This window comes from Bradyrhizobium sp. YCK136 (assembly GCF_044570075.1).
In the GTDB taxonomy this organism is placed as follows: Bacteria; Pseudomonadota; Alphaproteobacteria; order Rhizobiales; family Xanthobacteraceae; genus Bradyrhizobium; species Bradyrhizobium diazoefficiens.
This window is the reverse complement of record NZ_CP172424.1, coordinates 7944968-7959039: the sequence shown is the minus strand read 5'-3', so window position 1 is coordinate 7959039 and position 14072 is coordinate 7944968. Positions and strand designations below refer to the sequence as shown.

Here is a 14072-nt window from a genome sequence, read left to right as displayed (position 1 = left end):
CGCGCTTTCTGAACCGCCAGCTGCCCGTCGAGATTACGATTGGCAAGGTTTCGGTCCGCCTGGATGCGGACGTGTCGGCGGTGCGGATCGCGGAGATCGTGACTGCGATCGAGCGCGGCGCATGATCATTCCGGCGCAGGGACTGCGGATTGTGCTTGCTGTGCGTCCTGTTGACTTCCGGTGCGGGCACGACGCGCTGGCCGGTCTTGTGCAAAACACGCTTGGGCTCGATCCGCATTCGGGCCTGATCGTGGTTTTTCGTTCGAAGCGCGCCGACCGGCTGAAGATTTTGCTATGGGACGGCACGGGCCTCGTTTTGGTCTACAAGCGCCTTGGCCGCGATGGTCGTTTCGAGTGGCCGCAGATCAGCGACGGCGTCATGCATCTGACGCGCGTGCAGTTCAAACTGGAAGCGAGTGGGCGAACGGATTGTCGCGACGCCAGCTGCGGCGAACTGACTCAGACCCGACAACCTGTTTCGCGCGGGGCTTTGGGATGATAGCTTGCGGATGTGCCGCCGTCCCCCATTGATCCCGCCCGTCTTGCAGCGCTGCCCGCCGATTTGCGCGCGCTCTTCCGCGCGCAGGAAGCGATGATTGAAGCCGAGCGTCGTCGCGCAGACGATGAATGCTCGGCGCGCCTTCATGTCGAGAGTGAACTGGCTGCGTCCAAAGAGAGCGTCGAACGCCTCGAACTGCTCGTGAAGGAGTACGAGCGCGCACGTTTCGGTAAACGCTCGGAAAAGTTCAATCCCGATCAGATGCAACTGGTTCTCGAGGACATCGAGATTGCCATCGCCGAAGTCCAGGAACGCCAGGACGATCGTGCGCGCCGCGCCGGCACGGCGCCGTCCAGCCGCCGGACCAGGCGCGCTGCCCGTGCCTTTCCCGCGCACCTGCCGCGCATCGAGCAGGTGATCGAACCCGAGAACCTCGAGTGTCCCTGCGGCTGCGGCCGGATGGTCCAGATCGGCGAGGATCGCTCCCGCCGTCTCGATGTCATGGCCGCCCAGTATCGTGTGATCGAGACGGTGCGACCGCGCTACGCCTGCGCAAAGGGCTGCACCGGTGTTGCTCAGGCGCCGGCGCCCGCCCATCTCGTGGAGGGTGGCATCCCCACCGAGGCGCTGCTGGCGCAGGTGGCGGTCGCCAAGTTCAGCGAGCACATGCCACTCTATCGTCAGTCGCAGGTTCTGGCTCGGCATGGCATCTTCATCGATCGCGCCGTTCTGGCAGACTGGATGGGAACGGTCGCCTTCCACCTCGCGCCGCTGGTCGAGCGCATGAGCGTCGTGATGAAGCAATCGGGCCGCTTGTTCATAGACGAGACCAGGGCGCCTGTGCTCGATCCGGGCCGGGGCCGAACGAAGACCGGCTATCTGTGGGCTGTCCTGCGCGACGATCGCGGCCACGGCGGCGCTGATCCACCAATCGTGGTCTACCACTACGCGCCAGGACGCGGTGGTGACCATGCTGAGCGCATCCTCGAGGGCTTCGACGGCATCCTTCAGGTCGACGGATACCAGGGCTATCATCGGCTCGCACGGCCCAAGCGCAAAGGCGGCGTGCCGCTGCGGCTGGCCGCATGTTGGTCCCACTCAAGGCGCAAGATCATCGCAGCGACTCCGAAAGCCGGCTCACCCATCGCCGAAGCCGTTCTCGCGCGCATCGCCGCACTCTATGCGATCGAGAAGGAGATCCGTGGCGCCGACGCCCCGGCTCGGCAAACGACCCGTAACGAGCGATCACGGCCGCTCGTCGCTGAACTCGAGAGGTTTCTGCGCGAGCAAGCCGCTCGCCTGTCGCCGGGCAGCGAGATGGGCAAGGCGATCGCCTATCTCCTGAACCATTGGGATGGCCTCACCTTGTTTCTCGACGATGGTTGCGTTGAGATGGACACCAATCCCGTCGAAAATCAAATCAGGCCGCTGACTCTGACGCGTAAAAATAGTTTATTTGCTGGTCACGACGAAGGTGGTCGTTCATGGGCGCGCATAGCTTCGCTCATCGCCACCTGCAAAATCAACAGCGTGGAGCCCTACGTCTGGATGAAAGCGACGCTCAAAGCGATCGCAACCGGTCACCCGCAGTCCCGGATCGACGAGCTCCTGCCCTGGTCGTTCGGCCGCACCTCGTAATTCTCCGTCGTTGCCGCCTCCATACCCCCCGCCAACGATTTGCAAACACGTTGATCAACAGACTGCAATCCCCACGCCAAACCTTTGCGAATGGGACGCGAACGTCGCTTACCCTGCAACCGGGGTAGCTCGGTCTTTTGCCCAACCGCAGAGGATCGAGATGCCGACAGAGAGACTGTCCATGCGCCACATTCGCGAAGTTCTACGCCTGCACTACAGCGTCGGCATGTCGCAACGCGCCGTTGCCCGCAGCCTGGGCTTGGCCCAGGGCACGGTCAGCAAGTACGTCAACCGAGCCCGCCGCGCCGGTCTGACCTGGCCGTTGCCGCCGGAGCTGGATGACGACGTCCGGCTCGAGAACCGCCTGTATCCGCCGCCCTCCTGCGATGCGTTCCACTGGATCGCCGTGAGGATCGATGAGCGCAAGCCCCTACCCGCGTTCAATATCCTGGAGCGCCACCGTCTCAATCAGCGTCGATTTTCCGGTCCCCGTCTTGCGATGATATAGACGCGCGAAAATCATCTTCGGCTTAATGCGCGAATCGCGTCATGTTACTTGAGACACAAACCAATCGTCCCGCATCACTCGGCGACCCACGAGAGGGGCATGGGTGCCATTGAGAACGCTGCGCGACATATGCTCCTCGCCAACGAAGAGACATTCGTCCGCACCAGCAGTTCATCGTTCATCGGCACAATCATCGACAACTATGTGACCCGGAAGCGCCATTTCCCATCTCCACGCATCTCTGTCATTCGGCCTGCAATATTGGCTCTGACGCTATTTTGGTGCAGCTCCTTTCACTCTCGCCGATTAACCGGGCCTGGAGCAGATCGAACTGGACCGATCTGCCGCTGTCCGGGCGGGTCGTGCAGCTCCTGGTGATCGCTCGCCGCTTTCGCTGCGATGCCGTCCTGTGCGGACGCCACATCTTCACTGAGCGTTTCGCCGACAGGAATTGGCTCCATCGGCGCGACGCACGGCGAGGCTGGAGGATGCTCGCCTTCGATCCTGCGATTCCGCCACGCCTCGATCTTGGTATAGATCTTCTTGTTCAGGTTCGACACTGTGCTCGGGCTGACCCGGGTGCCCCACAGCGCCTCCGTAATGTCTTCGACCCGCCAAACCGAAATCCCGGCCAGATACATCTCGATCAGCGCCTCCTCGACCGAGCTCTCCCGCCTCCGGTAGCGCTCGATAATCGCCGTCTCGAAGGTTTGCCGCCGTAGCTTCGGAACCTTCAGATTGACGTCGCCCGCCTTGGTCTGCAGCGTTCGCTCGTAGCTGCCCGCCCGCGTGTCCTGCCGGGCCGGGCTGCGCTCATAACGCCCAGCACCGCACAGCTGGTCCGCTTCGGCCTCCAGCATGGCGTTCAGTGTCTCTTCCACCGTCCCGCGGACCATCTCGCCCAGGTGATCTCGAATCCGGGCCTCATCAATTTGGATCACCTGACCCATGGCATTCCCATCGTTCATTCAAAGCTCCTTCATTCTAGAGGAAGCCGTCAATCCTGAAAGTGCGAAAGACTCTGTACGTTATCCGTTCGCCAGCCCATCCTCCTTCAAAGGATTCCGTCGGCCAGAGCCATCGCGCCCCTGATGACCATCGGCCGAGACTTGCTCACGAAAGCGGAGGCCGTCACGGTCTCGGCGATCGAAGCTGGCGTACCAACCTCGGTCGAGGCACGCGAGATCATCGCCGAATTCCACCTGATCATCCGACGCAAGACCGAGGCGGGCCTCATCCCATGGATCGTGCGCGCCCGCGCCAGTCTCGTCGCCTCGTTCTCCAGCGGCGTCGCGAAGGATGAGGCGGCGGTACGGGCGGCAATCACTTCACCATGGTCCAACGGCCAGACTGAAGTTCAGATCACGCGCCTCAAGCTCGTCCGACGTCAAATGTACGGCCGCGGCAAAATCGATCTGCTTCAAGCCAGACTAATCGGTGCAGAATAGTCAGCGCTGTCCCAAACTTGCGTCAGAGCCAATTTTGCATGCCGAATGACAAGCAAGCCATCTACGCTCGCGAGCAAGTAGACAGCCGCGCCGGGGAATGCGCGGCAGCGGCATCTCAATGGTTATCAGCGCAATCATGGGCCATGCAAGAGCGGCGCCGACGTCAAGCCTCCTCTTCGTCCAGAGCCCGGACGAAGTTGCCGGGCGGTCCTCGCCGGACCTCGGCCTCAGTCAATCGGGCTCCAACGCCTGCGCTGCCTAGCTTTACACTTCCGGATCTGAAATGCGGGTCAGCATCCTCACGTGCGGTCCCGCCCGTTTGAAGATCGGCTCCCAAAACGCATAGGCGTTCTCGACGAAACTCTCGGTTACGGTGAACTTCGTGAGCGCCGCCCGATATGCGGCCTGTCGTCGGCAGCCCTGTCCCTCGACAAGGTGCCAGATGAATTGAGCGACCTGGCGCGTGTACGTGCTCGGACGACCTCGGTGGTTGGGTACGATCTCAAGTCGCATGGTTCCGGTGTCACGCGTCTCCGGTTCGGTGATATTGGCAAGCCAAATGAAAATTGATGGATCAATGCTCGCGGGATAGCCGTCGCGCTTAAGCTGCTGATTGATGATAGAGAATGCGCTGGCGGCTTCCCTGAAGCACTCGCTCAGGATGAAGTTCGCCTGATTCTGCAGCTTGCCGCTCCGAAGATCGTCGAGCAAACTGACCGCCTCGCCAGTGAGCCGCCGCATATGTCGCGGTTGCGACTGCCCCTCGCTGTCAGCTGGTTCCTTCTGCATAGTCAATTCGGCCGCATCCGCGCGAAAACCCGTTGCGGCTTCGTTGAGAACGGTCCAAAAATTGCCTTCAAGTCTGGAGCCGACGACGGTTTTCGACGCCGCTTCGCCTCCCACCCGTGTCTCTACGAGGCCCTTTGCATGGTCCAACGCAGCATTCAGGCTGGCTTTGATGTTTTCAGAAGCTCTGTCTTGAGATTCCTCGGCAACTTTCACCATCATCTCGGTGGTAGTGTCGGAATCTAGGAGTTCGTCCTTGCGCGGCGCCGCCGCATTCCGAGATTCAAGCCCCGCAACGGGACTTGGAGCCGTCGCTTGCCTTGCAAGGATTGTTTGATCAGACGTATTCGTGCCTGTGTGCTCCGATCGCGGATTGTAAGCAGCAATCCCGCGGGACAACACAAATAGGCCATCGTCAACGGCTCGGCTCGCCGCCGCGGTAAGCTCCACGAGCGAGCGTCGCGCGCAGCGCGTCTGCCTAGTACGCGGCTTTTTCGTTTCTTGCGTGTGGCTCATGATCTGACGACCCCTCGACAAGCTTCTTCAAGATCCAGCGCCACAGCTCACGAACTTCCTCCGAGGCTCTTCCCTCTTGTGCAAACTCAGTCACGCCTAATCCTGCCCCAAGCGCGTCCTGATGGTCATTGCGCTGTCCGACATAAGGAAGCGCGAGCACCCCGAGCGAATTGAGCGACGCTGCGGCTTCACTCACGCGGCAGCCCCGCGGTGGCGTCTGAGCGAGGACGAAAGCAAATCGGCGGTTGAGCCTACGAATAGCAACCAGCGTCGGTATCGCAGCTTCGATGTCGGCCGGACTCGGACGCACCGGGATCAGGCAAAGATCGGCCCTCGCGATGGCGTGCATGGCCAGTGCATTGTTCGTGGCGGCGGTATCGATAACCGTAAGCCAGATCCCCTCGGCTTCAAGGCTGACGAGCGCCCCTTCTATTTCGGCCGAATCAGCGACCCGAACGACCCGGGGATCGGGATGGCCGCGCCGCTCTTTCCATTTTGAAATCGTGCCTTGTGGATCCGCCTCGACAATTGCGACGCGCTCCCCGTTCCCCAACGCTGCGACTGCAATTTCGACCGCCAGCGTGCTCTTGCCGCTTCCGCCTTTTTGCGTGACCAGAGCAAGGACATACATCTCCTACGCGTCCCGGACGACAACGACATGAAACGCACGAGTCATCGACATTTAGCCTACCCTTCCCGATGGTGGGTCGCATCAAGAGCGAACGTGGAAATCGCAGCCAAATCGAGGCCCATCTGCGAAATACGTCGGCCAACGTCAGCCGGTCCAGTTAGGGGGCCGCGAGAATCACCACGACGTGGCTTTGTAAAATAGCCCATTATTCGGCCGTGTCACGGATCTTCGCAAAAGGATTGCTGAGCACTGTCGTACAAGCTTGAAAGCAGAGCCTGCTAGCCTCTCTGGAAGGGACACGGCAAGAAGCGGCTGTCGCAGTTGCAGCAAGATGCTGCCGCCTACCAGATTGGAGAGGTGATCTGGCTGCCAGCTCGAACTATCGAGCTAACCTCAACTTGGAGACAAGCTACGCAATATTTTTCGTGCCCTGCAGGAGGACTCTGGGATGAAGTGCAACAAGCAATTGTCGCTCGCGGGCATCAATGCGTTCGGAACGATCGCTTTCGGCAGCGAAAGTTCATCTGCTGATTTGCCTGCGGCACTTGTCGTCAAAGCACCGGCTCCCGTTTATCCTCGCTTCAGCTGGGCTGGAGGTTACATCGGAGGCAGTGTAGGCGCGGGTTGGGGTACCAGCCAGACCGACCTCGCTGTGGGCAATACATTCATTGGCGCCCCCGTCAACCAGACTGTAAACCAGCTCATCGGCGGCACGGCCGATTTGAATGCGCCATTGCCGCAGGTGCAGATGAACCGGCGGCGTACAAGCCGGTTACAACTTCCATTCCGGCTTGATGGTCTACGGCGTGGAAGGCGATTTTTTATGGAGTGGCATCAAGGGGCGCACTGGCTTTATTGATAGGTCGAGCGCGGAATATGATGAAGTCGCATCGCTATTCAAAGTGTCCGCGCTCCTGCCGAAGTTCTCGATCTCGGCAACCACCAAGCGCAAGTGGAGTTGGTCGGGCGGAGTTGGTAGTCCAGCAGATCCAACAGCCGAGACAAAGCGGTCACATCAGGAGAGACGCTTTTTGCCTCCTCGAAGAGCGGCAAAAAGCTATGTTTCGTACGAAGGTCAAAGTGTTCGTGTCGGGCTAGCGACAACCGTCGCGAAACCAACATCGAACACAGAAACCCAAGACCAATTCACTCGTGAGCGCTGGCTCAGTTCCCGCACAGCAGCAGCCATCCATGCAGTGGGCGCCCTCTCTGAAGAACTGTTGTTCGGTAGCGGCGCGGAAAATCTGGAAGTCTCACGTCATGCGCAAGGCATCGATTACTACCGTTCTGGTGCTCGTCTCATCCAATGCTATCGCACACGACGATTTGATGATGACAGCCAAACAGATTTTCAAACCGATCCCTTATGCTATCCCCACGCTAAACGACAATCCCATGACGACCGAGAAAGTGGAGCTTGGCAAGATGCTGTTCTTCGATCCTCGTCTGTCGGCGAGTGGGATCATTAGCTGCAATACGTGCCACAATCTTGGCACCGGCGGCGTAGACGCGGGTCCAACCTCAGTTGGTCACGGCTGGCAACGGGGAGCGCGTCGGGCGCCAACCGTCTACAATTCGGTGTTCAATGTCGCGCAGTTCTGGGACGGACGCGCGCCGGATCTTAAGGCACAAGCCAAGGGGCCCGTTCAGGCGAGCGCCGAAATGAATGCGACCGCGGATCACGTGACGAGCACGCTGAATTCGATGGAAGATTATGTTGGCAAGTTCAAGCGGGCGTTCCCGCGTGATACACCGCCGGTCACCTTCGACAATTTCGCGAAGGTGCTCGAGGCGTTCGAAGCGACGCTCACGACACCAGCAGCTCCGTTCGACCAATACCTAAACGGCGATGGCAACGCGCTGGATGATCAGCAAAAGGCGGGATTGCAGCTGTTTATGGACAAAGGCTGCGCCTCCTGTCACAACGGCATCAACATTGGCGGGCAGGATTTTGTCCCGTTCGGCGTGATGGAACCAAACATCAAACTGCGTCCGGCGGCCGACCAGGGGCGTTTCGCTGTCACGAAGGCCTCTAGCGACCAATACGTGTTCCGCGTGGCCCCTTTGCGCAACGTTGCCTTGCGGGCTCCCTACTTCCATTCGGGTCAGGTTTGGACGCTCCAGGAAGCCGTAGGAATTATGAGTGAGGTCCAGCTCGGCGCCAAGCTCAGCGAGAGGGAGAATAACGATATCGTTGCGTTTCTTTATTCATTGAGCGGCCGTCTACCCAAAATCGAATATCCGATACTGCCAACTCGCACAAAGGAGACGCCGCCACCGTCCTTAGACAGATAGTGTCCTGTTCAGTTTCCTGAGAGCCTGACCGAAAGAGGTGAGCGGTTTTGGCCCTGGCCTGTAATTCCTTCGGATTTGCAAAGCTTCGAGGCAGGACACCATGCAGTGGACCAAAGCCGCTCGTATCGAGTATCAGTGCAGTGGACTGCGTAACGCAAGCGATCTGACCGACACCGAGTCGTCGCTGATAGCCCGCTCGATTTCGCTGCTTAGCCAGCCGTAGGCAATAACTGAACTGTTAGGTTGAGGAAGGCGAGCGGATCTACGTTGTTCATCTTCGCTGGCTGCAGCCGTGTTGCGATCGTCGCCCAGGTTCGTCCCCCGCCGTCGCTGCGAGCGAAGAGGCGATTCTCTGAGCTATGCGGGAAACTGGGTGATGACGGAATGAGATAGGCGGCGTATCGAGGCGGGTGTCGAGCCTGCCAGAACCTCAAGGAGAGCGATACGCCATGAACGAGCATAGCAACATTGTCCCACTGCGTCAGCCCGATGAGATCGACGATCCACTGACGAATATTTTGCGATCTGGTGCTCGGCAGCTGCTTGCGCAGGCTGTCGAGATGGAAGCCGAGGCGTTTCTCGCCGCGATGAAGGGCTTGAAGCTTCCCGATGGCCGCGACCGCCTCGTGCGGCACGGCCATGGTCCAGTGCGGACGATCCAGACGGGGATCGGCGCCGTCGAAGTCGCCCGGGTAAAGAGTCGCGATCGCGCGGTGACCAGCGATGGCGAGCGGATCCGCTTCACCTCGGCGATCCTGCCGTTGTGGGCACGGCGCACGAAGAGCTTGGATGCACTTTTGCCGGTTCTGTACCTGCGAGGCATCTCGACGGGCGACTTCCAGGAGGCGCTGGCGGCGCTCTTGGGCAAGGATGCGCCGAATCTTTCTCCGGCGGTGGTTTCCAGACTGACGACGGAGTGGCAGCTCGAGTACGAGCGTTGGCAGAAGCGCGATCTGTCGGCGCGCCGGTACGTATACGTGTGGGCGGACGGCGTCTTCCTGCAGGCTCGCATGGAAGACCACAGCGAATGCATGCTGGTGCTGATCGGCGCGACGCCGGAAGGCAAGAAGGAACTCATCGGCTTCCAGGTCGGCGTGCGCGAGAGCACGCAGAGCTGGCACGAACTGCTCGTCGAGGCGAAAACCCGTGGGCTGAAGATCGCCCCGGAAATCGCCGTCGGTGACGGCGCGCTCGGCTTCTGGAAGGCGCTCGACGAGGTCTTTCCCGCCACGCGACATCAGCGGTGCTGGGTGCACAAAACCGCGAATATCTTGAACAAAGTCGCAGTGTCGGTACAGGCCAGCATGAAGAAGGATCTGCGCGAGGTCTATTTGGCGTCCAACCGAGCTTCGGCCGAAGTGGCGATCGATGTCTTTGCCGAGAAATACGGAGCGAAGTACGACGGTCGAGTGCCTGACGAAAGATCGCGACGCAATGCTTGCGTTCTACGAATTCCCCGCCGAGCATTGGGACCACTTGCGGACGACGAATCCCATCGAAAGCGTGTTCGCGACGGTCCGGCACAGAACGGTGCGCACGAAAGGTTCGTTATCGTCAACGACTGCCAAGTTGATGGTGTTCAAGCTGCTCTGCGCCGCATCAAAGACCTGGCGGCGGCTGAAAGGCACAAATCAGTTGCCGAAGGTCAGCGCAGGTGTCAGATTCGAATACGGCATCGAGGTCATCCAAGTGCCGGAAAACCACGCCGCCTGATCGCCTCGTCACCCAAAATCCCGCATAGCTCCGATAACCTGGAGACAGTGTGATCTCAGTAGGCTTCTTCTGCTCGTCCTTGAGCACGCGCAGCTTGACGTCGCCGTTAACTTGCGACGCGAGTATCTGACGAAGCTGGTTGGCCGCCGCCTTCTCGTTCGCGGAAGGCAGCCGGTCTGCCCCTAGCTCCTGGGCGTAGGCTGGCATGGTCACGGTGATTCTAATGGGAGCTATGTGGGCACCATTCGAAGCGAACGCAACAGTCAAAATAGACGCAACAAATGAAATAAACGTAACCGGCAAAGGTTCCCGGCCGCTTTTAGGATCTTTCATTTCAACAGTCCGCCTGCTCTTTGGACGAAACTGTTGAACCTATCCGTTACGACAGTAAGGGGAAAAATCGGATAGGATTGTTGAAACGATGTATTTTCAGGACGTGGAAGACAATCGCGCTGACGCGAACGAGAACCACAAGACAACCCAGCCGACGGCGTTTGACGCAAGATCGAGACGCCTCTTATTGCCGTTCGCCTTCCATGGCGGTTGAACGCCTCGAAGGCACGTTGGCTTCAATCAGTCCCGCTGCTTCGTGCGTGCTTAATTTGTTCAAGCCGAACCATATGAAGGAGCGCATTTTGCTGGACAAAGGAAATGCCGCCCGAACTTGCCCTCAGCCAAGCCTGGGAGAACACACGAGGGGTAACTGAAGGAGCGGGGAGACGAAGAGATCGATCGCTCACCAAGAAGCCCAAGCTCGTAAGAGAAGTTAGGCAATCCTTCTTCTCTACTCGCGCGCATAACTAACTGCGCGACGTTTGGCGTCGATTGCAGCGTCTCGCTCGCAGTTTTTATGCAGAGAAAGGCAACTGATCGCAGCTATCTTCCGATTACGATCGCTGGCGAGATCGTTGGCCATCCACCGCGGTCACCACCCGTGATGGCTGGTTCAGAATTTCGAAATCAATCCAGACTAATTGCCCGCTCGTCACCGACCCAAAAAAGCAGGTCAACGCCCGGTTGGCTCATATCGATAAACGCCTCGAGCCGCGCTGACCGATACCGCGCTGAAGCGAGCACTCATTAAGGGACAACATGAGCAAAGTTGGGACGAGGAGCGGCGGTCGATCAAGAGGTATCCGCATGGGATTGCGCGGCCAAATGGCGCTGCTTGGGATTTCCGGTGTGCTTGTTACCGGGGCAATCTGCGCCGCTGCTCTGAACTACGCAAGTATCGTTCAAAACGAATCGAGCGATGCCAACCGATTCAGAATCCGCGTCACATCATTGTCACAGGGATTTCTGCAGTCGCGTCAAATTGCAAGCGACTTCCTGCGCAAACCCAGTGAAGTGTCGATCAAGAGCCATGACGAGAAATATGAGCGGCAGCTCGCGGACCTGAGTAGCGTCGAGACGTTTGCGGCAGCGTTGTCCGGCGATGATCCGCTGAAGGAGGCGACCTCCATGCGCACGGTCATCAATCTCTATGAAACGCGCTTTCACAACGTCGTCGCGTGCCAACGCAACCTTGGCTTCAATGAAGATGACGGTTTCCAAGGCAAGCTGCGCAGGGCCGTTCACAGCGTGGAGCAGCGGCTGGCTGAGCTGAACCAGCCACGGCTCACGATCTTGATGTTAATGATGCGCCGGCATGAAAAGGATTTCATTTTGCGCGCCGAAGACAGGTACGGCGACAAACTGGTAGATCAAGAGGCGGAATTCGAAGCCACGCTCGCACAGGGCAGCCTGCCAGCCGACGTGAAATCTCAGATCCTCGAACTAGTACCCGGAATCAGAGCTGAGTGATACGGCGGCCTTTGAAACGGCGTTGACGGACCTTTTTCTTGGTCCAGACGAAGGGCTCGGCTCTGTCGTTGTATGCGTTGACGTAGGCATCGATGTGTTCCTGAAGCTGCTTGAGGCTCGTGAAGGAGGTGCCGCTGAGCGACTGCCCCTGCAAGATGGAAAACCATACTTCGACCTGATTGAGCCATGACGCACTTGTCGGCGTGAAATGAAATTGCACGTTGGGGTGGGCCTTGAGCCAGTCCTCGTTCTTTTTATGGGTGTTGAGGTTGTCGAGGATGACGTGAAGCTTGCGGTTCGGAAAAGCCGCGGTGACGCTGTTCATGAAATCGAGAAACTCGACGCGGCGCCGGCGTTTTGAATGGGTCGCGATGATCTTTCCGGTGGCGACTTCGAGCGCCGCAAACAATGTTGTGGTGCCATGCCGCTTGTAATCGTGGCTTTGGCCGGTCAAGGCGCGGCCATTGGGCAACTTCAGATAACCCTGCGCTCGCTCCAAAGCCTGGATCGAGGGCTTCTCGTCCACGCACAGCACAATGGCCTTCGCCGGCGGCGCGACATAGAGGCCGACAACATCGGCGGCTTTGGCCGTAAAGTTCGGGTCGTTGCTCTCGCACCAGGACTTGCGAGCCACCAGGTCAATCTTGTGGCTGCGCAGGAACCGCCAGACATATTGGACATCGACATCGCCCAGCGCCTCGGCCAGCAGGGGGCCGGTCCAGCGCGCAAACCCTTGCGGTGGCGGCTTATCCAGCAGCTTCAGAATCCGCTTGTCGGTCGTCTTCGTATAGATCGGCTGCTTGCCAGGCCGCGGCTTGTCTTGCAGCCCTTCAAGGCCATGGTCGGCATAGCGATGCCGCCAAAGGCTGACAATCCGCGGCTGGACCCCAACTTCCTTGGCGATCGACCGGGTGCTGCGCCCATCCGCCGCCAACAGAACTATCCGCGCCCGCTTCAAATCGCGCTGCAACGTCACCGGTGAGCGACAGCACGCCTCAAGCACCTTGCGATCTTTCCTCGAAAGGTGGACTTCTCTTGCTTCGGGTATCATCCCGACCTTGAATCACGACTCACGTTCCAAGAAAAGTGGGTACTAGGGTCTGTACCTAAATAGCGCCACGTGATTCTCTTGCCTACGTGTTGATTCGGGGGCGAGAGAATGCGCGCTGGTTTGTTTTGGCTGAACGACAGGCAATGGGCGCGTATCGAACCGCATCTGCCGAGGGGACTGACGGGGCCGGATCGGGACGACGACCGACGCATCGTCAGCGGCATCATTCACATGCTGCAATCGGGTGCACGATGGCGTGATTGTCCACGTGAATACGGCCCTTACACGACGATCTACAATCGCTTCAATCGCTGGGCCAAGCGAGGACGATGGTGCGCAATCTTCGAAGCGCTGGCCAAGCCTGGCGAAGACGGCGTCGTACTGTCGCTCGACTCGACCTCGATTAAAGCTCACCGGTGTGCCTCCGGCGGAAAAGGGGGGAGCACAATCAAGCAATCGGCCGCTCGCGCGGAGGCCGCACGACAAAAATCCATGCGCTGAGCGATCCGCTCTGCCGGCCGGTCGTCCTGCATCTGACTCCAGGCCAGGATGCCGATATCGCTGCGGCTCCCGATGTCCTGGCGCTCGCGCCACCCATGAGCGTGCTCCTCGCCGACAAAGGGTATGATGGCGACAAGCTTCGCGGCGAAATCATTCGTCGTGGCGCCAAGCCCGTAATCCCCAATAAATCTAACCGTGTCGTCATCCATCGCTTCAACAAACGCGCCTACAAAGGACGAAATGTCATCGAACGCTGCTTTTGCAGGCTCAAGGACTTCCGGCGCATCGCCACGCGATATGACAAGCTCGCCCGTAATTTTTTGGCCGCTGTTCATCTCGCCGCTCTCGTCGCATATTGGCTCAATTGAGTCTGGACCCTAATCCGCGCATACAAGTCGAGTTTTGTCTCGTTCATGGTTACTCAGCTGCTCCCAAATCTCCTTACGTCGCTTGATGTAAAACCTCTCGCACCTAGCCAACCACCGGACATTTACGGAGAGCGAAGCTGTCTCTTTCCGGTGGACAGCCTTTGGTTGCGATAGTAACTTGGTCGTTTTTCAGGATGTGAGATTTTCTTATGCGCGATTGGCAACTGCCGTTTTCTCGCGTGTGCTCGGATTGCACCTCAAAGCGCGAACGAAGATCCTACCGCCGATTACTGTCATGCGCTGCGATTTTGAGCG

At 59.0% G+C, this 14072-nt stretch carries 10 protein-coding genes and 5 pseudogenes; 10 read left to right on the top strand and 5 right to left on the bottom strand.

The window, feature by feature from the left end:
• Positions 1-121 precede the first annotated feature (121 nt).
• From tnpB to ACFLEY_RS38380, 3 genes are all read left to right on the top strand, one after another.
• Entirely contained in the window at positions 122-499 is a 378-nt protein-coding gene (gene tnpB, locus ACFLEY_RS38390; RefSeq protein WP_396604374.1) for an IS66 family insertion sequence element accessory protein TnpB, read from the top strand.
• 93 nt (positions 500-592) lie between these two features.
• Positions 593-2137: an IS66 family transposase gene (tnpC, locus tag ACFLEY_RS38385; RefSeq protein WP_224517700.1), complete on the top strand. Its 1545-nt coding sequence runs from the start codon at positions 593-595 to the stop codon at positions 2135-2137.
• Between the two features lie 181 nt (positions 2138-2318).
• Positions 2319-2645, top strand: a complete 327-nt coding sequence (locus ACFLEY_RS38380) for a sigma factor-like helix-turn-helix DNA-binding protein (protein ID WP_060908983.1) — start codon at positions 2319-2321, stop codon at positions 2643-2645.
• A 485-nt stretch (positions 2646-3130) separates the two neighbouring features.
• On the opposite strand, the pseudogene ACFLEY_RS38375 reads toward ACFLEY_RS38380, so the two are convergent.
• Positions 3131-3595: pseudogene (locus ACFLEY_RS38375) on the bottom strand (transposase); the annotation flags it as partial.
• Between the two features lie 102 nt (positions 3596-3697).
• Between ACFLEY_RS38375 and ACFLEY_RS38370 the strand changes: the two are divergent.
• Positions 3698-4093 (top strand): annotated as a pseudogene (locus ACFLEY_RS38370) (ISL3 family transposase); the annotation flags it as partial.
• A gap of 264 nt (positions 4094-4357) precedes the next feature.
• Here the strand turns inward: ACFLEY_RS38370 and ACFLEY_RS38365 are convergent.
• Positions 4358-5395 carry a hypothetical protein gene (locus ACFLEY_RS38365; RefSeq protein ID WP_060908981.1) on the bottom strand — a complete coding sequence of 346 codons (1038 nt, stop codon included), beginning with the start codon at positions 5393-5395 and terminating at the stop codon, positions 4358-4360.
• Positions 5358-6026: an AAA family ATPase gene (locus ACFLEY_RS38360; RefSeq protein ID WP_060908980.1), complete on the bottom strand. Its 669-nt coding sequence runs from the start codon at positions 6024-6026 to the stop codon at positions 5358-5360. Before ACFLEY_RS38360 ends, ACFLEY_RS38365 begins: the two co-directional genes overlap by 38 nt.
• A gap of 448 nt (positions 6027-6474) precedes the next feature.
• Between ACFLEY_RS38360 and ACFLEY_RS38355 the strand changes: the two genes are divergently transcribed.
• The 3 genes and pseudogenes from ACFLEY_RS38355 to ACFLEY_RS38345 all read left to right on the top strand — a co-directional run.
• On the top strand, positions 6475-6885 hold the full coding sequence (locus tag ACFLEY_RS38355; protein ID WP_249163545.1) for a hypothetical protein: 411 nt from the start codon (positions 6475-6477) through the stop codon (positions 6883-6885).
• Positions 6886-7286: 401 nt separating this feature from the next.
• The gene (locus ACFLEY_RS38350) at positions 7287-8321 is read left to right on the top strand and encodes a cytochrome-c peroxidase (RefSeq protein ID WP_060912716.1); all 1035 of its coding nucleotides are present in this window, start codon (positions 7287-7289) and stop codon (positions 8319-8321) included.
• Between the two features lie 100 nt (positions 8322-8421).
• A pseudogene (locus ACFLEY_RS38345) lies at positions 8422-8523 on the top strand (IS5/IS1182 family transposase); the annotation flags it as partial.
• Here ACFLEY_RS38345 and ACFLEY_RS38340 read toward each other — a convergent pair.
• Positions 8517-8674, bottom strand: a pseudogene (locus ACFLEY_RS38340) (IS66 family transposase); the annotation flags it as partial. The pseudogenes ACFLEY_RS38345 and ACFLEY_RS38340 overlap by 7 nt on opposite strands.
• Positions 8675-8721: 47 nt before the next feature.
• On the opposite strand from ACFLEY_RS38340, the pseudogene ACFLEY_RS38335 reads away from it, so the two are divergent.
• Both ACFLEY_RS38335 and ACFLEY_RS38330 read left to right on the top strand, forming a co-directional pair.
• Positions 8722-10034, top strand: a pseudogene (locus ACFLEY_RS38335) (IS256 family transposase).
• Positions 10035-11174: 1140 nt separating this feature from the next.
• Positions 11175-11837, top strand: coding sequence for a hypothetical protein (locus ACFLEY_RS38330; protein WP_211434611.1), 663 nt, complete (start codon positions 11175-11177; stop codon positions 11835-11837).
• On the opposite strand, the gene ACFLEY_RS38325 is transcribed toward ACFLEY_RS38330, so the two are convergent.
• Positions 11824-12888 carry an IS630-like element ISRj1 family transposase gene (locus tag ACFLEY_RS38325; protein ID WP_026192128.1) on the bottom strand — a complete coding sequence of 355 codons (1065 nt, stop codon included), beginning with the start codon at positions 12886-12888 and terminating at the stop codon, positions 11824-11826. The genes ACFLEY_RS38330 and ACFLEY_RS38325 overlap by 14 nt on opposite strands.
• A gap of 108 nt (positions 12889-12996) precedes the next feature.
• Here ACFLEY_RS38325 and ACFLEY_RS38320 point away from each other — a divergent pair.
• Positions 12997-13757 (top strand): IS5 family transposase gene (locus ACFLEY_RS38320; protein ID WP_110115998.1). Its coding sequence is split into 2 segments (ribosomal slippage): positions 12997-13336 and positions 13336-13757, totalling 762 coding nucleotides; the frame shifts between segments, so codons are not numbered across the junction.
• Positions 13758-14072 lie beyond the last annotated feature (315 nt).